Origin of the sequence: Kitasatospora sp. NPDC089913, assembly GCF_044748625.1 — a bacterium.
Taxonomy (GTDB): Bacteria; Actinomycetota; Actinomycetes; order Streptomycetales; family Streptomycetaceae; genus Kitasatospora.
This window is the reverse complement of the sequence record NZ_JBIVGI010000031.1, coordinates 88,441-110,284: the sequence shown is the minus strand read 5'-3', so window position 1 is coordinate 110,284 and position 21,844 is coordinate 88,441. Positions and strand designations below refer to the sequence as shown.

Annotated in this window: 14 protein-coding genes, 1 tRNA gene and 1 pseudogene; 9 read left to right on the top strand and 7 right to left on the bottom strand. The window is 76.6% G+C overall.

Annotation, left to right across the window (positions count from 1 at the left end):
* Positions 1–417 precede the first annotated feature (417 nt).
* Both ACIPYS_RS33845 and ACIPYS_RS33840 read right to left on the bottom strand, forming a co-directional pair.
* Positions 418–1,875: pseudogene (locus tag ACIPYS_RS33845) on the bottom strand (PP2C family protein-serine/threonine phosphatase); the annotation flags it as partial.
* A gap of 173 nt (positions 1,876–2,048) precedes the next feature.
* Positions 2,049–3,443: an NAD(P)/FAD-dependent oxidoreductase gene (locus ACIPYS_RS33840; protein WP_400753464.1), complete on the bottom strand. Its 1,395-nt coding sequence runs from the start codon at positions 3,441–3,443 to the stop codon at positions 2,049–2,051.
* Positions 3,444–3,978: 535 nt separating this feature from the next.
* Between ACIPYS_RS33840 and ACIPYS_RS33835 the strand changes: the two genes are divergently transcribed.
* Positions 3,979–5,049, top strand: a complete 1,071-nt coding sequence (locus tag ACIPYS_RS33835) for a TetR/AcrR family transcriptional regulator (RefSeq protein WP_400753461.1) — start codon at positions 3,979–3,981, stop codon at positions 5,047–5,049.
* 334 nt (positions 5,050–5,383) lie between these two features.
* Positions 5,384–7,720: a sigma-70 family RNA polymerase sigma factor gene (locus ACIPYS_RS33830; RefSeq protein WP_400753459.1), complete on the top strand. Its 2,337-nt coding sequence runs from the start codon at positions 5,384–5,386 to the stop codon at positions 7,718–7,720.
* Between the two features lie 49 nt (positions 7,721–7,769).
* Here ACIPYS_RS33830 and ACIPYS_RS33825 read toward each other — a convergent pair whose 3' ends face one another.
* The 3 genes from ACIPYS_RS33825 to ACIPYS_RS33815 form a co-directional block, all read right to left on the bottom strand.
* A complete protein-coding gene (locus ACIPYS_RS33825) occupies positions 7,770–8,474 on the bottom strand; it encodes a DsbA family oxidoreductase (RefSeq protein ID WP_043467278.1) in 705 nt (234 codons plus the stop codon).
* Between the two features lie 79 nt (positions 8,475–8,553).
* Entirely contained in the window at positions 8,554–9,075 is a 522-nt protein-coding gene (locus tag ACIPYS_RS33820) for a universal stress protein (protein WP_159424965.1), read from the bottom strand.
* A 183-nt stretch (positions 9,076–9,258) separates the two neighbouring features.
* The gene (locus ACIPYS_RS33815) at positions 9,259–11,559 is read right to left on the bottom strand and encodes an asparagine synthase-related protein (RefSeq protein WP_400753454.1); all 2,301 of its coding nucleotides are present in this window, start codon (positions 11,557–11,559) and stop codon (positions 9,259–9,261) included.
* Between the two features lie 725 nt (positions 11,560–12,284).
* Between ACIPYS_RS33815 and ACIPYS_RS33810 the strand changes: the two genes are divergently transcribed.
* From ACIPYS_RS33810 to ACIPYS_RS33780, 7 genes are all read left to right on the top strand, one after another.
* Positions 12,285–13,712, top strand: a complete 1,428-nt coding sequence (locus ACIPYS_RS33810) for a hypothetical protein (RefSeq protein WP_030398588.1) — start codon at positions 12,285–12,287, stop codon at positions 13,710–13,712.
* A 194-nt stretch (positions 13,713–13,906) separates the two neighbouring features.
* A complete protein-coding gene (gene lhgO, locus ACIPYS_RS33805; RefSeq protein WP_400753451.1) occupies positions 13,907–15,145 on the top strand; it encodes an L-2-hydroxyglutarate oxidase in 1,239 nt (412 codons plus the stop codon).
* Positions 15,146–15,248: 103 nt separating this feature from the next.
* On the top strand, positions 15,249–16,079 hold the full coding sequence (trmB, locus tag ACIPYS_RS33800; RefSeq protein WP_231977713.1) for a tRNA (guanosine(46)-N7)-methyltransferase TrmB: 831 nt from the start codon (positions 15,249–15,251) through the stop codon (positions 16,077–16,079).
* A 126-nt stretch (positions 16,080–16,205) separates the two neighbouring features.
* The gene (locus ACIPYS_RS33795) at positions 16,206–17,606 is read left to right on the top strand and encodes a PrsW family intramembrane metalloprotease (RefSeq protein ID WP_400753446.1); all 1,401 of its coding nucleotides are present in this window, start codon (positions 16,206–16,208) and stop codon (positions 17,604–17,606) included.
* A 50-nt stretch (positions 17,607–17,656) separates the two neighbouring features.
* Positions 17,657–17,730: transfer RNA gene (locus tag ACIPYS_RS33790), tRNA-Met, on the top strand.
* A gap of 287 nt (positions 17,731–18,017) precedes the next feature.
* Positions 18,018–18,809 (top strand): hypothetical protein, encoded by a 792-nt coding sequence (locus ACIPYS_RS33785; RefSeq protein WP_093861429.1) that lies wholly within the window; start codon positions 18,018–18,020, stop codon positions 18,807–18,809.
* A 408-nt stretch (positions 18,810–19,217) separates the two neighbouring features.
* The gene (locus ACIPYS_RS33780; protein ID WP_400753442.1) at positions 19,218–20,390 is read left to right on the top strand and encodes a hypothetical protein; all 1,173 of its coding nucleotides are present in this window, start codon (positions 19,218–19,220) and stop codon (positions 20,388–20,390) included.
* 26 nt (positions 20,391–20,416) lie between these two features.
* On the opposite strand, the gene ACIPYS_RS33775 is transcribed toward ACIPYS_RS33780, so the two are convergent.
* Complete coding sequence (locus tag ACIPYS_RS33775) at positions 20,417–20,866, bottom strand: GNAT family N-acetyltransferase (RefSeq protein WP_353653500.1); 450 nt, start codon at positions 20,864–20,866, stop codon at positions 20,417–20,419.
* Between the two features lie 41 nt (positions 20,867–20,907).
* The gene (locus ACIPYS_RS33770; protein WP_159424963.1) at positions 20,908–21,636 is read right to left on the bottom strand and encodes a hypothetical protein; all 729 of its coding nucleotides are present in this window, start codon (positions 21,634–21,636) and stop codon (positions 20,908–20,910) included.
* Positions 21,637–21,844 lie beyond the last annotated feature (208 nt).

The following is a 21,844-nucleotide window of genomic DNA, read 5'->3' as shown; positions in this document are numbered from 1 at the left end:
GTTGACTTTTGGCACGCTGTTGAGTTCTCAAGGAACGGACACTTCCTTCGGGCGGCTTTCACACCGGCCCTCCGGGCGCTTCGTTCTTTCGTGTTCCCAGCTTATCAGATGTTTTCCGTGCCGTTCCCGGCGCTTCCTTCATCCAACTCGCTGGTGTCTTCTGCGGCTTGACGCCCCGTCCGACGTTTCAAACTCTAGCCGATCCCCGCTCCGAAAAGCGAATCCGGCCGCAATCCCCGAAAACAGGCACACCGAATAGACCCTGAGCCGGAACGTATCGAAAGAAATAACGACACGCCTCGGCCCGTATTGGGAAGAGGTGGTGTTTCAGAGGATTGGCTGCCCCGGGACCGTCCGCGCCGATGCGTGTCCGGTGCTCCCAGCCAGGCAGCTCGAAGAACACTAGACCTCTTGGGAGACCACGTCAAGCGCCGGTGTCCGTTCGGGGGACTCCTCCTCCGCCGGGAGCTGGAACGCGAGGACCGCGACGTCGTCGTCGTGCTCGGAGGTGACGCCCATGGCCCGGAGCAGCCGGGCGCAGACCACGTCCGGGGCGCCGACCGCGCCGGTGAGGGTGCGGGCGAGCAGGTCGAGGCCCTGGTCGATGTCCTCGTCCCGGCGTTCGACCAGACCGTCCGTATAGAGGACGCCGGTGGTGCCGGGCAGCAGGCGGAGGGTGTGCGAGAGGTGGACCCCGCCACCCGTGCCCAGCGGCGGTCCGTTCTGCTCCTCGCTGCGCAGGACGGTCCCGTCGGGACAGCGCAGCAGCATCGGGAGGTGGCCGGCGGAGGCGTAACCGAGGGTCCGGCGCTGCGGGTCCCAGACGGCGTAGGTGCAGGTGGCGATCTGGTTGGCGTCGATCTCCATGGCGAGTCCGTCGAGCAGGCTCATCACCTTGTGCGGCGGGAGGTCGAGGCGGGCGTAGGCGCGGACGGCGGTGCGCAGCTGTCCCATCACGGCGGCGGCCCGCAGGCCGCGGCCCATGACGTCGCCGATCACGAGGGCGGTGCGGCCGCCGTCGATGGCGATCACGTCGTACCAGTCGCCGCCGACCGCGGCCTCGGCCCCGCCCGGTTGGTAGGTGGCGGCGACCCGGAGGTCCGCGGGCTGGTCGAGCTTCTGCGGGAGGAGGCTGCGCTGGAGGGTGACGGCGGCCTCGCGCTGGCGGCGTTCGGACTCCCGCAGCCGGGCGGCCGCGAGGACCTGGTCGGTGACCTCGGCGGCGAAGATGAGGACGCCGGAGGTGGGGTCGTCACCCTTGGGAGTGGTGTCGACCGGGGTGGGGGCCGGGTCGGGGGCACTCGTGGGGGTGGATCCGGCCGGGTCCGGCGGCGGGGTGGGGGCCGGGTCGCGGGGGTCGCGGGTCAGCGGCACACAGGACACGTTGTAGTAGCGGTTGCCGGTGAGGCCGAGGATGCAGCGGGCCTTGACGCTGCGCGGGCTGCCGCCCCGGATCACCTGGTCCATGAGGGGCAGCACGCCGAGGGTGCCGAGCTCCGGCAGCGCGTCGCAGGCGGGCAGGCCGGTGGGGCGTTCGCCGAAGAGTTCGCGGTAGGCGCGGTTGGCGTAGCCGAGCTGGTGCAGCGGCCCGTAGGTGACGGCGACCGGCGCCGGGATGCGGTTGAGGACCTCGCGCAGGTCCTGGGGCCGGTGGGGGTCGAGCACGCCGGTGGGGTCGAGGGCGTCCGGGATGTCTACCGGGCCGGTGGGGCTGGTGGGGTCGCGGGGGCCGGGCACCACGACGGCGTCGCCGGACGGCGTGCCGCGGTCGGTGCCGGCCCCGGACGGCGGGGTGGCACGCCACGGGACTCCGGTGAGCCGGGCGCTCCAGCGCATGAGGTTCAAACGACGGCCGCTTCCTCGGGTTCCAGGCATATCATCACTTTTCGTGCACTCGTCAGCACACGGGGTAATGACTCGGTCGGGCAGATCCTGTCAGGCGGAGGCCCGATTCCGGAAGTCGTCCGCGCCCGGCGCGGTCGTCGGGTCGGCCTCGGCCCGGTGCCGGTACTCCGGGCGGGCGGCGGCGACGGGGCCGGCGGCCCGGCTCACACCGGCCGTCCGTCGGCCGGCTCCGGCCGGTCCGGCTGCTCGGGACGGCCGATCGGGACGACCTCGCGGGAGAACAGTCCGGCCATCGCCCAGTCCACCAGGATCCGGACCCGGCGCTCGCCGCTCGGCAGCCGGCGCAGATGGCGGGCCCGGTGCAGCCACCAGGCCCGGCGGCCGGTGAGCCGCCCGCCGCCCCGGGTGTGGGCGACCGCGCGGCCCAGCCCCAGCGAGGTGGAGCAGGCCGGCGGGCCCGGCAGGTACTCGGCGATGCCGGACGCGTGCGGGCCGCCGTCCAGCGCCACCAGCACATTGGCGGCCAGCAGCTCGGCCTGGGCGAAGGCGTGCTGGGCGTTCGGCGCGCACGGCGCCCCGTCCGCGTGGGGGTCCGGCACGGCCGCACCGTCCCCCGCGGCCCACGCCCCGGGCAGCGCGCGGCCGTCCGGACCGAGCACCTGAAGAGTGGGCAGGCAGCGGACCCGGCCGGCGGTGTCCAGCGGGAGGTCGGTGTCGCGCAGCAGCGGATTGGGGCGGACCCCGGCCGTCCAGACCAGGGTGCGGGCCGCGAACCGGCTGCCGTCGGAGAGCGCCATCACCCCGCCGGCGGCCGACTCCAGGGTGGTGCGCAGGCGGACGTCCACATTGCGCTCGCGCAGTTGGGCGAGGGTGTGCGCGGCGAGCTCGGGGGACTCCTCGGTGAGGATCCGGTCGGTGGCCTCGACCAGGACCCAGCGCAGGTCCTCGGGGGCGGTGTGCTGGTGGCCCCGGACCGCGTACCTGGCCATGTCCTCCAGTTCGGCCAGCGCGCCGACGCCCGCGTAGCCGGCGCCGACGAAGACGAAGGTGAGCGCGGCCTGGCGGAGCGCCGGGTCGCGGGTGGTGGCGGCGAGGTCGAGCTGTTCCAGCACGTGGTTGCGCAGGCCGACGGCCTCGCCGACGGTGGAGAAGCCCCGTCCGTGCTCGGCCAGTCCGGGTACCGGGGCGGTGCGGGAGACCGATCCGGGGGCGAGCACCAGGACGTCGTAGTGGAGCTCGACCGGCGCGGGCGGTTCGCCCCGGCCGGCCGCGTCGGCCCAGGCCCGGCGGGAGGAGTGCTCGATCCGGGTGATCCGGGCGGTGAGCACCTTGCACTCGGTGAGTTCGCGCCGGAGCGGGACGACCACGTGGCGGGGGTCGATGGTGCCGGCCGCGACCTCGGCGAGCAGGGGGTGGTAGGTGAGGTAGGCCTGCGGCTCGACCAGGGTGAGGTGGACCTCGCCGCGGCGGATCCGCTCGCGCAGGCCGCGCTGGAGGTGCAGCGCGGCCGACATGCCCGCGCACCCGCCGCCGACGATCAGAATCCTGATGGCGCACCTCCTGTCGATGGGCTCCGTGGCCCGCCTTCGACCGGGCATGCCCCCATCACGCCCACCAATAAAGGACCGCCGGAGCCCTCTTGTCCACCGTCCGTGCTGTGGCGGACGGGGCGGATGGGGCCCGAAGGGGACAGAAGTACTGCCGGGGTGAGTTTCTGACGCACTTTCGGCCTCGAACGGCGGTGAACTATGGTCGGATTGTGTGGCGGCGCGGCCACTGCCATGTCAACTGGTGGCGACGCACCGTGGATCGGTCATTACGGCCAGTTCTAGTGTTGGCGGGAGAACCCGACTGCGGGACCGTGATCCGGGGAAGGGTAGTTCCCGGACAGGGCCCCGAACGGGCGCCGACGCGCCGGCCCGATCGCAGCGATCGGCCCGGCGGCGCCCTCCGGAGCGGGGTCCGGGTGGACCTGCGCGCGGCCGCACCCGCGGCCGGGCGGCACCCGGGCGGCACCAGCGGCACGAGCGATGGGTCATCGGTCATTTCTTTCAGGCGTAGCTGCACCGGGGGGTGCAGGGGCGGGCGACGACAGGGTCCGGAACCGGATGCCTGCGGGGGAGAGTTGGGATGATGGAACAGGAGCGACTGTTGGGGCGATCGGGTGCGGCACACCCCGGCCAGGGCGTGGTGCCTGAGCAACGCGGCCCGGCCGAGGCCGCCGGGTCCCCGGGGGCGGCGTACGCGGCCGTCCCGTACCGGGGCAACGAGGCGGCACAGGCCGGTGGGCCCTCTCCGGGCACCCGGTTGCGGGTCGACGCGCGGCGGAACCTCGAGAGCGTGCTGCGCGCCGCCCGTGAGGTGTTCGGCGAGTTCGGCTACGGCGCGCCGATGGAGGAGGTGGCGCGACGGGCCGGGGTCGGCGTGGGCACGGTGTACCGGCGCTTCCCCAGCAAGGAGGTGCTGGTCCAGCGGATCGCGGCCGAGGAGGTCGCCTGGCTGACCGCCCAGGCCCGCGAATCGCTGTACGGCGGCGCGGGTGCCTGGGAGGCGCTGGCCGGCTACCTGGCGCGCGCGGTGTCGACCGGTGCCGGGCGGCTGCTGCCGCCGGAGGCGTTCCGGTACGCCGAGGAGCTGGGGCGGGTGCCCGAGCAGCGTTCGCCGGACCCGGTCGGGCCGGGCAGCGCGTTCGGCTCCGCGCGGTACGAGCCGACGGCGACCGGCCTGCCCGGTGCGGCGTACGGCTCGCTGCCCGGGTCGCTCGGCGGTCCGCTGCCGGGCGAGGTGTCCGGTCAGGTGCCGGGCGAGGCGGCCGGAGGGCCCCTCGGGACCGGTGCCGGTGTCGGTGCGGCGGCCGAGGGCGAGCTGGCGGCGCTGGTGGCCGACGCGGACCCGCGGCTGCTGCTGCAGCTGCTCGCGGCCCTGGTGGCGCGTGCGGGTGCGGCCGGCGAGCTGCGGCCCGGGGTGACCGTCGCGGACGTGGTGCTGGTGCTGACGGCGTCGGTACCGGTGCACGCCTGGCGCGGCGCGCCACCGGCCGGTCCGGTCGTGGTGGGTGCGGCGGGCGCGGCAACCGGCGCGGCGTCGACGGTCCCCGGGGACGCCCCGCAGCCGACGGGTGGCCCGCACGCGGACGGTCAATCCGCCGAGGGCCCCTCCGACCGGCTGCTCCAGATCCTGCTCGACGGCCTGCGGGCCCGCTGAGCCGTTCCGCACCGGGACCCACCGTCCGGCGCGGGCAAGGAGGTTGGTGAAGGGGGCGGACGGCCGCGGGCCGTTCGCCCGGGGCGGGCGACGCCGCCCGGGGTCCCGCGGGCGGGGCGAACAGATCCGCGACGGCCCCACGGAAGAGTGGGTCGCGGCCGCTCCGGCTACCGCCCAACTCTGCGCTATGCCATCCTTTGCCCGTGGTTGGAGCCAATGTCCCGATGCGCGCCGTTCGCGCGCCCTCGGCGCCGTGCGGCGGAGAATCGTGCGCCCACGCACTCCCGCGCGCCCTGCCACACTACGGGGGCTGTCGTGGAGTCTGGGGTCCGTTGTGAGCGCCGAGGAACAGAACGACTACGGCTACGGCCTCGACTTCGGGCGGTCCGCCGGGGGCGGACCCGACCGGGGTCCTGACGGTCCGGCCGTCGGCCCGGGCACGCCCGGCGGCGGGTCGGGGGCCGCTCCCGGTCCCGTGCCGACGGGCCAGGTGCCGGACCAGGCCGGAATGCCCGGCCGCGAGACCCTCTCCGCCTCCGCCGCCGCGCTCCCCCAGGGCCGGGTCCCCGGACAGGCCGCAGCCGGGCGCGGCGGAGTCATCCCGGAGGCCTTCGTCGGCACCGGGGCACCCGTGCGCCCCACGGTCCCGGCCCCGGCCGATCCCGTCGACGGCGAACGACCGCCCTCCGACGCCGAGTTGACCGCGCTCGTGCGGGCCGGCGACGACACCGCCTACGAGGAGATCTACCGCCGGCACGTGGATTCGGTGCGCCGCTACGCCCGGACCTGCTGCCGGGACAGCTTCACCGCCGAGGACCTGGCGGGCGAGGTGTTCGCCCGTACCCTGCAGGCGCTGCGGGCGGGCAAGGGCCCGGAGTTCGCCGTCCGCGCCTATCTGCTGACCGCGGTCCGGAACGTCGCGGCGGCCTGGACCCGCAGCGAGCGGCGCGAGCAACTCGTTGACGACTTCAGCGTGTTCGCGCAGACCTCGGCCGCCGTGGTGGACCTCGATCTGGCCGACCCGGGCGCCGACGCCTGGGCGATGGCGCTGGCCGACCAGCGCATGGTGATGCAGGCCTACGCCGAACTCCCCGAGGACGACCGGATGGTGCTCTGGCACACCGAGGTCGAACGGGAGTCCCCCAAGACGGTCGCGGTGATGCTCGGCAAGACCGCCAACGCGACCGCCGTCCAGGCCCACCGGGCCCGCGACCGGCTCGCCGCCGGCTTCCTCCAGGCGCACGTCTCGGGCAGTCAGGACCGGGACTGCGAGGCGTACGCCAACCGGCTCGGCGCGTACGCGCGCGGCTCGCTGCGCAAGCGCGCCTCGGCGGAGGTCGGCCGGCACCTCAAGGAGTGCGACCGGTGCACGGCCGCGTGCCTGGAGCTGTCCGAGATCAACCACGGGCTGCGCGCGCTGCTGCCCGGCGGGGTGCTGGTCTGGATCGGCGCGGGCGGCTTCGGTGCCGCCGCGGCCGCCGTCGGCGGCGTGGCGGCGGTGGGCGGCGCGGCCGCCGGGACCGCGGCCGCCACGGCGGGCGGCACCGCCGGAGGAGCGGCCGGTGCCGCGACCGGAACGACGGGCGGTGCCGGAGCCGCGGGCGGTGCCGGGGCCGCGGGCGGTGCGGGAGCCGGGGCCTCCGGTGGGGGCGGGGGTGCCGCGGGCGCCGCCGCGGAGGGGCTGGGCACCGCCGCGAAGGCCGGGATCGCCGCCGCGGTCGCGGTGGCGGCCGCCGCCGTCGCCGCGTACGCGCTCACCGGCGCACCCGAGCCCAGGCCCCCGGTGGCCGCTCCCCCGGTCTCCGCGCCGGCCGTTCCCGCGCCGCCGTCCGCCGAGCCCGAGCCGCCCGCCCCGGAACCGGCCCCGCCGCCCGCCCCGGAGAGCCCCGCTCCGGTACCGGTGGAGCAGCCGGTCCCGGCGCCGCCCGCGCCCCGCTCGCCCGCCGCCGCGCCCCGGCCGGTGCCGGTGGCGCCGAGCAGCCCGCCGGCGACCACGGCGGCCCCCTCGCCGGCCCCCGCACCGCCGGAACCCGCACCGACGCCGAAGCCCACGCCCACCCCGACCCCGCCCGCGACCGTCCCGGCCGTGCCGGTGCCGACCCCGCCGCCGACGCCCGAGCTGCCGCTGCCGCCCGCGCCCGAAGTGGTGGTGCCGACGCCCACCGTGACGCCGAGCCTGCCGACCCCGTCGCCCACGGCCGTCCCGACCCCGCCGGCGCCGACCGACTTCTGGGCCGACGACCTGCCGGTGGTCAGGTCGTCCCCCCACCGGGTGCCGCCGCCGCGGCCGAGCATCCGGGAGAACGGCAGCGACTGGTTCTGGCAGCGGGAGAGCGTCTCCGTCGCCGGTGCCGAGCACCGCCACGGCCTCAGCGTGCACGCGCCCGCGGCCACGGTGATCGACCTCAACCGCAGCTGCACGTCCTTCGACGCGGTGGCCGGGATGGACGACCTGACCCTCGCCGTCGGCGGGGTGGTCTTCTCGGTGCAGGGCGGTGACGGGCGGACGCTGTGGAGTTCGCGCACGCTGCGGGCGGGCGACCCGGCGGTGCCGGTGCACGTGCCGCTCGGCGGTCAGACCTCGATCCGGCTGGTGGTGCTGCCGGCGCACGGCGTCCGGTCGGCGCTGAACGTCGCCGACTGGGCCGAGGCCCGCTTCAGGTGCGTCTGAAGCGGGCCCCGGGGCCGGTGCTCCGCCCGGTACGGGGCGGACTGCCGGATCAGACGGCGCAGGAGCCGTCCGCGCACGCCTCGCCGGCCGGGGCGACCTGCACCGGGGCCGGGCGGCGCTCGCCGATCTCGGTGGCGACCTGCTCCAGCACCTGGCGGAAGGTCTCGGCCTCCTGGCCGCCCTGGACGGCCCACTTGCCCTCGAAGACGAAGGTCGGCACCGCGGTGATGCCGATCTCGCGGGCCTCGGCCAGCTGGGCGCGCACCTCGGCGGCGCCCTCCTCGCCGGCCAGGTAGGCCGTCACCCGGTCGCGGTCCAGGCCCGCGCCGACGGCGACCTCGGTGAGCGCGGTGCGGTCGCCGACGTCCACGCCGTCGCTGAAGTGCGCCTTGAGCAGGGCCTCCTTGAGCCGGCCCTGGGCGGCCGCGCCGTACTCGGTCTCGGCGAGGTGCAGCAGCCGGTGGCCGAGGAAGGTGTTGGCGTGCAGGGCGGCGTCGAAGTCGTAGCCGATGCCCTCCGCCCGGCCCAGCTCGGCGACCCGGGCGTCCATCGCGACGGACTGCGGTCCGTAGCGCTCGGCCAGCCACTCCCGGTGCGGACTCGCCGTGGCCGGGGCGTCCGGCACCAGCTGGTACGGCCGGTAGACCACCTCGACGTTCTCCTTGCCCGCGAAGCCCTCGAGCGCCTGCTCGAAGCGGCGCTTGCCGATGTAGCACCAGGGGCAGGCGATGTCGGAGTAGATCTCGACCTTCATGACGGGGGCTCCAGAGGGGGTGGGGACGGGTCCGAGATGGGTGAACGATGAACCATCTCGGGACATTCCCGGCGCGTGCTCAGCCCTCCGGAGGCGCGGGGACGACCAGGACCGGGCAGGCCGCGTGGTGGACCAGGGCACCACTGACCGAGCCCAGCAGGAGCCGGGCGAAGCCGCCGTTGCCCCGGGTACCGGCCACCACGGTGTGCTGCCGGGCCGAGGCGGCGAGCAGGACCTCGATCACGTTGCCGAGCACCACGTGCAGCGACATCTCGGCGGTACAGGGGTGGGCGCGGGCCCGCTGGACGGCGCCCACCGCCCGGCGCAGGCCGTCCGCCATCGACTCGACCAGGGTCTCCACGCTCTCCTGGACCAGTTCGGCCATCCCCGGCGGGTAGCCGGTGGGCGCCGGGTTGACGACGGCGAGCACGTACAGCGGCAGGTCGTGGGCCTCGGCCTCGGTCATCGCCCGGTCCAGGGCCCAGAGCGAGCCGTCCGAGCCGTCGCAGGCCGCGAGCACCCCGGGCGGGCGGTTCGTCGGGAGCCGCCCGAGCACCGAGAGCACGACGGGGACGGACTGGTCGGGACCGGCACTGGTCACCACGGCCTCCGGGCGGGGGAAGGGAAACGGGGACGGACGGGACGTCCGCCATGATCGCCGCCCGGTGCCGCCCCGTGCCCGAGCCGCGCCGGGGGCCGAGGGAGCACCGGGAGCGGGGCCGGGCGGGCGCGCGGGCGGGTCGGCACCGGGCGGGGCGGGTCCGCGGTCGGTGCGGGCGCGCGGTCAGGAGAAGCGGGGCGGGGACAGCGCGGGGTGGACGGGGTGCGGGAGGCCGGTCCAGCAGGCGCCGTGGCGGCGGGCCCGGACCCGGCGGAGCCAGAGCTCGGTGGCGACCAGGTCGGCGAGGCCGGCCAGGGCGGCCGGCGGCAGCGGGGCCGCGGGGTCGGCGGCGCGGTCCAGCGCGGCCCGGACGGCGGGCAGGTCGATCAGCCCGGCCTCGGCGAGCAGCGGCGCGTCGAAGAGTTCGGCCAGGCCGTCCGCGGCGAGCCGCAGACCCGCCCGGACGGTACCGGCCCGGTCGGGGCGCGGGCCGCGGCCCCAGTCGGGCGGCAGGTCGGTGCGCCCGGCACCGGCCAGCACGGCGTGCAGCAGCGCGTGCCGGGCGCCGGGCTGGAGCCGGACCTCGTCCGGGAGCAGCCGGGCGGCCCGTACCACCTGGTTGTCCAGGAAGGGCGCGTGCAGGCGCTGACCAGGTTGTTCGGTGGCGTGCACCAGCGTGCGGAAGCCGCGTGCGTGCCGGTGCAGGGCGTGCCGAGCCCGGTACGCGCCGGGGTTGTCCCCGGGCGCCGGTTCGCGCGCCGCCAGCCGCAGCCGCAGCGCGACCGCGGAGAGCGCCTCGTCGGACAGCCAGCGGGCCGCGGGCCCGGGGACCACCCAGGCGAGGTCGTCCGCCGAGCGCGCTCCGGCCGTGCCGGCGCCGTCGGGCGTCCGGCGGAGGGTCAGCCGCACGGCGGCGTCGTCGAGCGCGTCCGGGTAGCGGATCCGGGCCAGCCGGTGGGCGGCGCGCAGCACGGTGAGCGGGGTCCGCAGCGCGCCGGTCACGACGCCGGCGGCCGCCCGGTCGGCGCCCGCCAGTGCGGCCACCGGGGAGAGCAGTTCGCGGGAGCGGCCGGCCCGGACCAGGTCGGCCAGCCGGGCCGGGTGCCCGTCCAGGACCTGCCGGGCGCCGTGGCCGGTGAGGTGGTCGGTGCCGCCCGCCCCGAACCGGGCCTCGGCCCAGGCCGCGGTGACCAGTTCGGGCCCGGGCTCGTCGGTGAGCGGACCGGCGGTCGGGTCGGCGCGCAGGTCCGCGTACGGGAGGGTGTCGGGGCCGGGGGCGAGCACGGTGTGGCGCAGGCGCGGGACGTCCGGGGCGAGCGCCGGGACGGCCGGGGCGGTCCCGGCCCCGGTGGTCTCGCCGAAGGTGACGGCGGCGACGGGTTCGGACGCGGTGCGCGGCCGGGCGGCGGTGCGGGCCCAGGAGCCCTTCACCGCCCCGGTCCGGGCGGGTCCGGCGGGCCCGGGTCCGGGTCCGGACGCGAATCCGGACGGGGGCGGGGCCTCGGGCCCGGTCGGGGCTTCGGGCCCGGACTCCTCGGGCAGCGCTCCCGTCCCCGTCGGTACGGCCCGGTACGGCCCGGACGGGTAGGGCGCCCCCGCTCCGGCCGGCCCGGCGGCGGGCGGCACCGCGGCGGCGAGCAGCGCGACCGTGGCGGAGGCCGTCCCGTAGGAGAGGTCGACCCCGAGCCTGGCCCGCCCGGACGGACCGGCCGGCAGCGCGACCGGACCGGCCGGACTGGTGCGGACCCGGAACCGGACCGACTCCAGCAGCGCCCGGGTCAGCTCCCGGACCGCCGCCGCCTCGCCGCGCCCCGGCGCCCCCTCGGCACCCGGCCCGTCGTACCCGGTGAGGTACGGCCGTCCGCCGCGGACCGCGAGCGCGTGCCCGGGCGGCACCCGCCGCACCCCGAGGTACGGGGTCCCGGTGCCGAGCGCCTCGGGCGCCTCCGGGCAGGCGAGCCGGGCGGCCAGGTGGCCGGTGTCCAGCGGCGCCCCGACCAGGTCGGCGAGCGGCAGGGCCGCCGTGGCGTACGCGGTGCCGTCGCCCCACGGGGTGTGGAAGACCGGCCGGGCCCCGGCCAGGTCGGTGAGCAGCACGGTGGAACGGGTGCCGCTGCGCAGTACCGCGGTGTAGCTGCCGGGCCAGCCGGTGAGGTGGCGGACGGCTCCGCCGCGCGCGGCGGCCAGGCCGGCGGCGAGTTCGGCGTCGGTGGCGCCGCAGTGGCCGAGCACGGCGAGCCGGAGGGTGGCGGGGTTCGCCTCGAAGGGGTCGGGGGCGGTCGCTCCGGTGGTGACCACGGCGGCGGCCCCGGGCCGCAGGACGGCCAGCCGGATCTCCTCGGGCCGCCAGTCGCCGACCGCCCAGAGCGGGTCGGGACCGGTCCACAGGACGCGCGCGGCGATCGGGGCCACGGCGCCGGGCGGCTCGTGCGCCGGTGCGCCGGGCCGGGGCGCGCCCGTGCACCAGCCCGTCAGCCACCGCATCGCGCCTCCACCGGACGAGGACCTGCGCCGCTCGGCGGGTCCGGATCCGCGGCCCGCGTCCGGCGCGCCGTCAGAGGACATGGTGCCACCGGTTGTGCGTCCGGTGACCGGAGTTGTCGTTTCCGGTGCGCGCGGGGGGCCGTTGCCGCAGGGCCGGTCCGCGCGGGACCACCGCCGGGCGGACGGCGGTGACGGCACGGGGTTTCGAACACCCGGACGAGACCTTCCACCGGAGCGGCCCGGGCCTTCCCCTCCCCGGCCCGGACCGCTCCGCGGGCGCCCTGTCATGGCCATCGCGAGATGGCCGAAAGGCGTCGCTCGGCCCGGGAGGGCATCCGCATGCCCTCCCGGACGTCGCCGCCGCCCGCGGGGATGAAGGCGGCGGCTTCCCCCGGCCCGCCGGGTCCTCGACGGCGGGCCGACCCACGACCACCAGCGAATCGCCGACCAGCCGGTCGGGCCAGGGGGCACGGCCGGGCGCACATCGACACGGGACCGGAGCACGGCACTCCGGCGCACCGCCGGGAGACCGCCGGGCGGCCGGATCCCGGCGGTCCCGGCCAACTTCGCGGCCGCCCCGCCGCCCGGTTCCGGGCGCGCGATCCCGCCATCCGGAATGCGGCCTCTTAACCCTCGGAACGCGTCCGACTACTCTAGGTACAGCAGCTTCGGCCCGGTGCCGCCCGGGCCCCGCGCACAAGGCCGCAGGAGGTGCCGCCGCCACCATGACCGTCAGCCCACGAGGACCGAACGAACGGCTCGGCACGCTCCTGACCCTGGCGCAGATCAGCAACGCGGGTCTGGCCCGCCGGGTCAACGACCTCGGCGCCCAGCGCGGGTTGACGCTCCGCTACGACAAGACCTCGGTGGCCCGCTGGGTCAGCAAGGGCATGGTGCCGCAGGGCCCCGTGCCGCACCTGATCGCCACCGCGATCGGCGGCAAGCTCGGCCGGCCCGTGCCGCTGGAGGAGATCGGCCTCGGCGACACCGACCCGGCGCCCGAACTCGGCCTGGCCTTCCCGCGCGAGGTCCCCGACGCCGTCCGGTCCGCCACCGACCTCTGGCGGGTCGACCTCGACCTGCGCCGCGGCCCCGGCGGCGGCCGCTGGAGCGACAGCCTGGCCGGCACCTTCTCGGTCGCCGCCTACGCGACCCCGGTCTCGCGCTGGCTGATCAACCCCGCCGACGGCTCGGTGGCCCGCGAACTGCCGCGTGCCCCGGCCGAGTCGGGCTCGTACCGGGTCGGCCACTCGGACGCCGCCAAGCTCCGCGAGGCCGCCCAGGAGGCGCGCCGCTGGGACTCCAAGTACGGCGGCGGGGACTGGCGTTCGTCGATGGTGCCGGAGTGCCTGCGGGTCGAGGCGGCGCCGCTGCTGCTCGCCTCGTACAGCGACGCGGTGGGCCGGGCGCTGTTCGGCGCCACGGCCGAACTCACCCGGCTGGCCGGGTGGATGGCCTTCGACACCGGCCAGCACGAGGCCGCCCAGCGCTACTACATCCAGGCCCTGCGGCTCGCCCGGGCCGCCGCGGACGTCCCGCTCGGGGGCTACGTGCTGGCCTCGATGAGCCTGCAGGCCGGCTACCGGGGCTTCGCCGAGGAGGCCGTCGACCTCGCCCAGGCCGCGCTGGAGCGCAACCGGGGCCTGGCCACCGCCCGGACGATGAGCTTCTTCCACCTGGTCGAGGCCCGGGCCCAGGCCAAGGCCCGGAACGCGGCGGCGTGCGCGACGGCGCTCGGGGCCGCGGAGAGCGCGCTCGAACGCGCGCGCGCCGGGGATCCCGATCCGGCGTGGATCGACTTCTACGCCTACGACCGCCTCGCCGCGGACGCCGCCGAGTGCTTCCGCGACCTCGGGGTGCCCTCCAAGGTCCGCCAGTTCACCCGGGAGGCACTGGCCCGCCCCACCGAGGGCTTCGTGCGCTCGCACGGTCTGCGGCTGGTGGTCTCCGCGATGGCCGAGGCCGAGGCGGGCAACCTGGACGCGGCGGTCGCGGCCGGCGAGCGCGCCGTCGACGTGGCCGGGCGGATCTCCTCCCAGCGCAGCCGCGAGTACGTGGTGGAGATGCTGCGCCGGCTGGAGCCCTTCCAGGGCGAGCGCCGGGTCCGCGACCTGACCGAACGCGCCCGCGCGGTGATCGTCGCCCCGGCCTGACCGGCGGCCGCCTCCGCCGGGCCCCGGACCGCCGCCGGACCGCTGCCGGACGACTCGCCGGACGGCCCCCGGCGAAGCTCGGACGGGTGCCGCGCGGGCCCGGACGAAACGCCCCCGGCCCCCTCGACCGGCCCCCGCCGTCGTGGCAGCATCGCGGACGGACGGGGGCGGTCGGACGAGGCGAGGAGCGGGCCGTGCAGTACGACGTCGACGTGCTGGTGGTGGGGGGCGGGATCGTCGGGCTGGCCACGGCCCACGCGCTGACCGGGGCCCGCCCCGGACTCCGGCTCACCGTGCTGGAGAAGGAACCCGGCCTGGCCGCCCACCAGACCGGCCGCAACAGCGGGGTGATCCACAGCGGCGTCTACTACCGCCCCGGCTCGCTCAAGGCCCGGTACGCGGTGGCCGGCGCCGCCGAGATGGTGGAGTTCTGCCGCACCCACGGCATCCCGCACGAGGTCACCGGCAAACTGATCGTCGCCACCGGGCCGGCCGAACTCGACCGGCTGCGCGCGCTCGCCGAACGCGGCCGGGCCAACGGCATCCCGGTCACCGAGCTGGACCGCCGGGGCATCGCCGAGTACGAGCCGCAGGTCACCGGTGTCGCCGGCCTGCACATCGGGAGCACCGGCATCTGCGACTTCCCCGCCGTCGCCGCCACGTACGCACGTCTCGCCCGCGAGGCCGGGGCCGACGTCCGCACCGGCACCGAGCTGCGTGCGATCGCCCGCCGGGCCGACGGCGTCACCGTGCAGACCTCGGCCGGGGAGCTCCGCTGCCAGGTCCTGGTGAACTGCGCCGGCCTGCACAGCGACCGGATCGCCCGGCTCGCGGGCGACGACCCCGGCCTGCGGATCGTGCCGTTCCGCGGCGAGTACTACGAACTGGTCAAGGAGCGCCGGGAACTCGTCCGCGGACTGGTCTACCCCGTGCCCGACCCGGCGTTCCCGTTCCTGGGCGTCCACCTGACCCGGGGCGTGCACGGCGACGTGCACGTCGGCCCGAACGCGGTGCCCGCGCTCGCCCGCGAGGGCTACGACTGGCGGACCGTCCGCCCCCGCGACCTGGCCGGCACCGCGGCCTTCCCCGGCACCTGGCGCATCGCCCGGCGGCACTGGCGCTACGAGGTGGGCGAGCTGCACCGCTCGCTGTCCAAGCGGGCCTTCACCTCGGCCGTCCAGCGGCTGCTGCCCGCCGTCGTCCCCGCCGACCTGGTCCGGGCCACCGCCGGGGTCCGCGCCCAGGCGGTCGCCCGGGACGGCTCGCTGCTGGACGACTTCGCCTTCGCCGGCTTCGACCCCGACGACCCGCGCTCCGCCCGCCGCCTGGTGCACGTGCTGAACGCGCCCTCCCCGGCTGCGACGGCCTCGCTGCCGATCGGCCGGGAGGTGGCCCGCCGGGCGCTCGCCGCACTGGACGCGGGCGGACGGTGAGGACGGACCCCGAGGGGCCGGCCGGGGCTGCGACGGGGGCGGACGTGGGGCCCGTCACAGCCCCCTCGGCCCCCGCCCGGCGGCCCCGTAGACTCGGTTGATTGTGACTGCCACCGCCCCGATCCCCCAGCCCTCGCCCTCCGTCCGGCTCTCCGCGGCCCCCGCCGCCTACCCGGCGCCGATGTACCCGCACAAGGCCACCGAGGCCCAGCACAGCGAGCGGCGCATCCGCAGCTTCCAGCCGCGCCGGGGCCGGATGACCAACGCCCAGGCGGGCGCGCTGGACCGGAGCTGGGAGACCTACGGCATCGCGATCGACGGCACCCCGCTCGACCTGCCCGCGCTCTTCGACGGCCTGCCGGTCACCCTGGAGATCGGCTTCGGCATGGGCGAGACCACCGCCGCGATGGCCGCCGCCGACCCCGCCATGGGCATCCTGGCCGCCGACGTCCACACCCCCGGCCACGGCAACCTGCTCGGCCTGCTGGAGCGCGACGGCAGCACCAACGTCCGCCCCGCCGCCGGCGACGCCGTGATCCTGCTGCGCGACATGCTCCAGGACGCCTCGCTGGCCGGTCTGCGGGTCTACTTCGCCGACCCGTGGCCCAAGCCCAAGCACCACAAGCGGCGGCTGGTCCAGCCGTCCTTCCTGGATCTGGTCCTCCCCCGGCTGGCACCCGGCGCACTGGTGCACTGCGCCACCGACTGGGAGCCCTACGCCGAGCAGATGCTCGCCGTGCTCTCCGCCTCCCCGGAACTGGAGAACCTCCACCCCGAGGGTGACGGCACCGGCTGGACCGAACCGGCGGACCACCCGGACGGCTCCGTCCCCGGTTACGCGCCGCGACCGGACTGGCGCCCGGTCACCAAGTTCGAACGGGCCGGCATCGCCAAGGGCCACGTGGTGCACGACCTGCTGTTCCGCCGCCGCTGACGGCACGCCGGGCGTTCGACCCGGCGCGCCCGCACGGGCCCCGGCGCCGCCGCCGGGCGCGGCCGCGGCGGACGGTTCCCCCCGACTCCGCCCGGCCGCCCGGCGCCTTGGCCTACCCTGTGCCGGGTGAGCACCCCGTCCGGCGATGGGTACCACCTCACCGTGCGGGCCGCCGACGACCGAGAGACGCCCACGCCCACCGCCGACACCCGGACCGTCCCGGGGCAGCGCAGGCGCCGGGCCCGGCTGCTCCTGCCCCGGCCCGGCCGTGCCGTTCCCCGGGACGCCGGCCCGCACCGGGACGGCCCCGCCACGCCCGGACCGGCCCCCGCCGGCGGCCGCGCGCTGCGCCCGGCCGCCTTCTCCGCGGTGACCGCGACGGCCGTGCTGACCCTGGCCGGCTGCGGGGTGCTGATCCTCCACCTGGTCCGCCGCCAGACCGGCACCGCCGGACTGCTGGTCGGCCTCGGGCTGGCGATGGTCCCGCTGCCCTTCGTGCTCGGCGGGCTCGCCTGGCTCAACCAGACCGCCCGGGTGCCGCTGCGGCAGACCGTGTTCTGCCTCGGCTGGGGCGCCTGCGCCGCCACCACCGTGGCCATCCTCGCCAACGGCTGGACCAGCACCTATCTCAGCACCCACCAGGGCAGCCTCGGCGAGGCCCTGGGCGCCGACCTGGTCACCCCGGTGATCGAGGAGAGCGCCAAGGGCGCCGCCCTGCTCGTCCTGCTGCTGCCGATCGGCCGGCGGCCGCGCTGCGCCGCCGGACCGGGCGGCCGCCCCTGCGCCGACCTGCTGCGCCGGCTGCCGGGCCCCCGGCAGCCGCGCGGGTACGAGCGCCGCCCGGTCGGGCCGCACGCCCGCGGCCGGCTGCGGCTGCGCCCGCGCCCGTCGGCCGCGGCCGCCTCGGCCCCCGGCGGAAGGCCGCCGCCGGCCGGCCACCGGCGGGCCCGGTCCCGTCCGCGCACCCTGGCCGCCGGGGTGGTCCTCGGCGGGATCACCGCCTGCGGCTTCGCCTTCACCGAGAACGCGCTCTACCTGGGGCGGGCGTTCACCGACGACCAGCAGCAGCGGCTGGACAGCATCGGCCTCGGCGAGTCGCCCAGCCTGCGGGACTTCGACGGCACCGTGCAGACCTTCGTCCTGCGCGGCCTGCTCTCGCCGTTCGCCCATCCGCTGTTCACCGCGCTGACCGGGCTCGGCCTGGCGATCACCCTCACCACCGGGCGCCGCCGGCTGGCCCGGCTCGCGGCGCCGACCGGGCTGGTGCTGTCGATGGCCCTGCACGGGACCTGGAACGCCGCCGCCGACCTCGGCACCCACGGCTTCCTGCTGGTCTACGCGGTGCTGATGGTGCCCTGCTTCGCGGCGCTGGTCTGCTTCTCCGCCTGGGCCAGGGCCCGGGCCGCCCGGCACCCCGGCCGGGCGGGGCCGGCGGCCCCGCCCGGCGTGCCCACCCTCGCCCGGCTCGCGCGGCGCTTGGCGGCCCGGCTCTGCGGGTGGCCCGGGGGGCCGGCCGGGGGCCCGTGAGGAACGGATTTCCCATCCGGGCGATCTCCCCGTATTGTTGTGTTCACCGACGCGGGGTGGAGCAGCTCGGTAGCTCGCTGGGCTCATAACCCAGAGGTCGCAGGTTCAAATCCTGTCCCCGCTACTCAGTAGCACCGAAGGCCCGGAGGACTCGTCCTCCGGGCCTTCGTCGTTCCCCGGCACAGGTGCGTTCCGCCGGACAGGTGCGTTCCGCCGCCCGGGCGCCCGGGCACACGGGCGGCCCGGCGGCGGCCCGGTCCGGAGGGCGGGCGTCCGGTCCGCGCCACGGTCCTGCCACGGGGCGGTAACAGCGCCCGGGACAAGATCGGCCCGTCGCGGCCGACGATCATACTGAGCGGAAAGACGATTCAAGTGGGCGCGGACCGTCGCGCCGAGTTAGGACACACACTCATGCTGTCGAAGCGCCTTGCCAGCACCACCGCGATCGGCCTGCTGCTCGTGGCCGGGGCGACCGCCTGCGGCGACAACGACAAGCCCGCCGCCGACGGCGCCGCTGCCGGCAGGACCGCCGCCGCGCCCGGGCTGGACACCGAGAAGCTCACCGCCGAGGAGATCCAGAAGCAGGCCAAGGACGCCCTGGCCGGTGCCGGCTCGGTCAAGGTCGTGGGCACCGTCAACAAGGACGCCGAGCAGATCTCCGTCGACCTGGCGGTGGACACCAAGGGCCAGTGCAAGGGCACCCTGAGCCTGCCGGGGGCGGGCAAGTTCGAGCTCCTCGGCGACGGCAAGCAGGTCTGGCTGAAGCCCGACACGGCGTTCCTGACCAGCGCCACCGAGGGGAAGAACCCGCAGGCCGTCGAGCTCCTCAAGGGCCGCTGGATCGGCGGCGCGCAGAACGACCCGGAGATGAAGGAGCTCACCACCGCCTGCAACCTGAAGGAGCTCACCAAGACCTTCGGCGCCGGCGACGACAGCAAGGCCACCAACATCACCAAGGGCTCGGCCGGCACCGTCAACGGTGCGAAGACCTTCAGCGTCAAGTCGCAGAACAGCTCCGGCGGCGAGGTCACCCTCCACGTCGCCACCGAGGGCAAGCCGTACCCGCTGCGGATCGAGAAGAGCGGCAAGGGCGGCGGTCAGATGGACTTCACCGACATCGACAAGGCGCTGACCGTCCAGGCCCCGCCGGCCGACCAGGTGATCGACTACTCGCTGTTCAAGGACAAGGTGCAGGCCGCCTGATCCGGCGGCGATAAATCCGTTGCCCTCCCTCCGGGGCGCTGCCTAGAGTGGCGGCACACTGAAAGGAGGTGATCCTGAGTTGAGTTCCATCAGGATGTGTGAGGTGGCTGCTCGCTAGAGCCGCCCTTGCCTGTGCAGGGTGGGACCCACGGTCCCCGGCAGGCGAAATTCCCAGCAGTCACCCGGCCCGCAGGCTCACCGGTACATCCACGGTGCCTCGGCGCCAGGCCCCTCGCGGGTCGGGCACCGAGGAGCAGCCTGCGGGCCGTCCGCGTTCCCGGCCCGGGTTTCCGCGACCGTCCGGCGGGCATCCCCGCTAGGAGTCGGCTGGCCCCGGCAGGGAGCCGGCGCCTAGAGTCGGCGCGCGCTCCGCAGGGGCGGGGTTGCGGGCACTGGGGGTGCGGGCGGATGGCGACACGGCGGACCGGCGGTACGGCGGCGGTGCGGACGGCTCGACGGGCCGCGGCGGGAGCGCTCCCGGGCGTGGGCCTGCTGGGGCTGGCACTGTTCTCGCTGGGGCGGCCGCATCCGTGGCAGGCCCTGGGCGGCGGACTGGTGGTGGCCTGCGCGGCGACCCTGGTCGGCGGGGCACTGGGGTTCCTGTTCGGGGTGCCCCGGGTGCGCGCCGGCGCGGCGGGCGCCGAACCGCACGGCTCCTACGCGCCCAACACCAACCTCGAACAGGTCTCGGACTGGCTCACCAAGGTGCTGCTGGGCGTGGGCCTGACCCAGCTCGGCTCGATCGGCGAACGGCTCGACCAGCTCGGCTCGACCCTCGCTCCGGTCCTGGGCGGGGGCGCGGACGCCTCGCCGTTCGCCGCCGCGCTCGTCCTCTACTTCGTGCTGCTCGGCTTCCTGGCCGGCTGGCTGCTGACCCGGCTGGCGCTGCCCCGGGTGCTCTCGGACGCGGACCGGGCGCTGGACCTCTTCCTGGCCGGGCAGGACCGGGACCGCAAGGGCGACCGGGTCGGCGCGGACGACCTGCGGATGCGGGCGATGCAGCACCTGGGCCTGGTGGGCACCAGTACCGGCAAGCCCGACGACCTGCCCGGGTCGATGCTGCCGACCGACCCCGCGGGCGGGCCGGAAGGGGTGGTGGCCGAGGTCCGGTCGACCGCCCGGCGGTCGGCGCTGACGGCCGCGCAGGTGCGGGACCTGTTCGCGGACGGCTCGGAGGGGCGGCGGGTCCAGGCGCTGGCGCTGATGCAGGGCGATCCTGCGCTGGGCGACCTGCCGAGCGTGCTGGAGGCGATCGAGCACCCGCGGTCCGGCTTCGAGCAGTACCACGCGCTGCTGGCGGCGCGCGGGCTGCTGTCCCGGCTGCCGGCCGAGGAGACCCCGCGGCTGCGGGAGGCGGTGGCGGGCCGGCTGATGGCGCCGGACGGGATCCCGTACGGCTCGGACCGCAGCTGGCTGGCCGAGAAGATCCTCTCCCGGCTGGAGCCGGTGGTGTTCCTGCCCAAGCAGCAGGGCGGGCCGACGGCGGACGGGGCCGCGGCGGACGGGGCGGACGGGGCGGACGGGGCGGACGCCCCTGCCGCGGCCGCTCCTGCCGCAGCCGCCTCGGAGCCCCGGGGCTGACGAGCCCCGGCCGACGGGGCCGGGTCTCAGAGCGCGAAGCGGAGTTCGGGCCGGTCCCATCCGATCGGGGGCCGGGCCGGGAAGGTACCGACCCGCTCGGCGCCCATCCGCAGGTAGAAGGCCTCGGCGGGCGGGTGCGAGACGACCTTGACGCCGCCGGTGAGACCGAGGGCGCGGGCCCGGTCGAGCATGTGGGTGATCAGCAGGCGACCGATGCCCAGGCCCTGCGCCTCGTCGGCGACGAACATCAGGTCGAGGTCCGCCGGCTCGGTGACCAGCGCGTAGAAGCCGAGCAGGTGGTCGTCGGTGGCGCGCACGGCGAGGTGGACCTCGTGCCGGGCGAGGTACTCGGGCGTCACCCGGTACCCGGCGATCATCGGCGCGTACGCTCCCCGGTAGGCGGAGCAGTGCTGGATCAGGGCGGTGAGCCGGTCGGCGTCCGTGGCCGCGGCCGGCATGATCAGGATCTCGGTCACGGGCTCCGAGTATAGGAGTGAAAGACCTTTTCAACTATTACTTAATGCTGGACCGACCGGCCGGCCCGGCGCAGCACGAGCATCCGGCGCGGGCGGGCGCCTTCGGTGGCCGGCGGGAGGATCCGGATCTCGCTGGCGATCCGGCGCTCGCCGAGCAGGTGCCGGACGGTGTCGAGGTGGCCGGTCCGGCGGCCCGTGCCGTCGAACAGCGGATGGACCCGGACCTCGCCGGCGGGCGCGGTGACCCGGACCAGCTCGGTCAGCGCGGCCAGCTGCCGCTCGGGCCCGAAGAGCGCGGGGTAGGCGAAGACCAGGTAGCCGCTGAGGGTGAGGGCGAAGGTGCCGTCCGCGAACGGGAGCCGGGGCAGCGCGGCGGCGACGTACTGCCCGGGGTGGGCCGCGCGGTCGGCCGCGAACAGCCGCCGGGCCCGGTCCCAGCTGCGCAGGTAGCGCTCGGGCGGGCGGTGGCGGCGGGGCGGGTAGAGCTCGGGACGGGCGTCCATCGCGGCGGCCATGGCCGCCCGGGCGGCCAGCGCGCGGGCGGCGATCTCGTCGGCGGGCCGGGCGTACACCGGGTCGGTGGCGATGACCCGGCAGCCGAGCGTGCGGGCCTCGGCGGCCAGGGCGGCGGCACCGCCGGGGCAGTCGAGCAGCGGGCCCCGGAGGCCGGCGAGCGCGGCCCGGGTGAGGCCGAAGAGGCCGCAGTACTCGTCCAGCGGACGGGAGGTCACCAGGGCGGCGGCCGGGGCGGGGGAGGTTCGGTCGGCCATCGCGGCCATCCGAACACGGCCTGCCGGGGGCCGCATCCGCAGACGGCCGGCCGGGGATCGGCAGGCCGACCGGGGAGGTGTGGCACAGGAAGTCGCTCGGGGGCGCCGGTGCCCCCTTGCTGCGGTGGCGACCAGCCCCGGAGTGGGGGGGGGGGGGGGGGCGCCGGCCCCACCCCCCCCACACCACAGCCCCCCCCCCCCCCGGCCG

Bases quoted from the DNA above. Each gene is read 5' to 3' on its own strand.
- ACIPYS_RS33835 (WP_400753461.1), top strand. From the start codon at position 3,979: ATGGAACAGGAGCGACTGTTGGGGCGATCGGGTGCGGCACACCCCGGC.
- ACIPYS_RS33770 (WP_159424963.1), bottom strand. From the start codon at position 21,636: ATGGCCGACCGAACCTCCCCCGCCCCGGCCGCCGCCCTGGTGACCTCC.
- ACIPYS_RS33815 (WP_400753454.1), bottom strand. From the start codon at position 11,559: ATGCGGTGGCTGACGGGCTGGTGCACGGGCGCGCCCCGGCCCGGCGCA.
- ACIPYS_RS33780 (WP_400753442.1), top strand. From the start codon at position 19,218: ATGGCGACACGGCGGACCGGCGGTACGGCGGCGGTGCGGACGGCTCGA.
- ACIPYS_RS33810 (WP_030398588.1), top strand. From the start codon at position 12,285: ATGACCGTCAGCCCACGAGGACCGAACGAACGGCTCGGCACGCTCCTG.
- ACIPYS_RS33840 (WP_400753464.1), bottom strand. From the start codon at position 3,443: ATGCCCGGTCGAAGGCGGGCCACGGAGCCCATCGACAGGAGGTGCGCC.
- ACIPYS_RS33785 (WP_093861429.1), top strand. From the start codon at position 18,018: ATGCTGTCGAAGCGCCTTGCCAGCACCACCGCGATCGGCCTGCTGCTC.
- ACIPYS_RS33825 (WP_043467278.1), bottom strand. From the start codon at position 8,474: ATGAAGGTCGAGATCTACTCCGACATCGCCTGCCCCTGGTGCTACATC.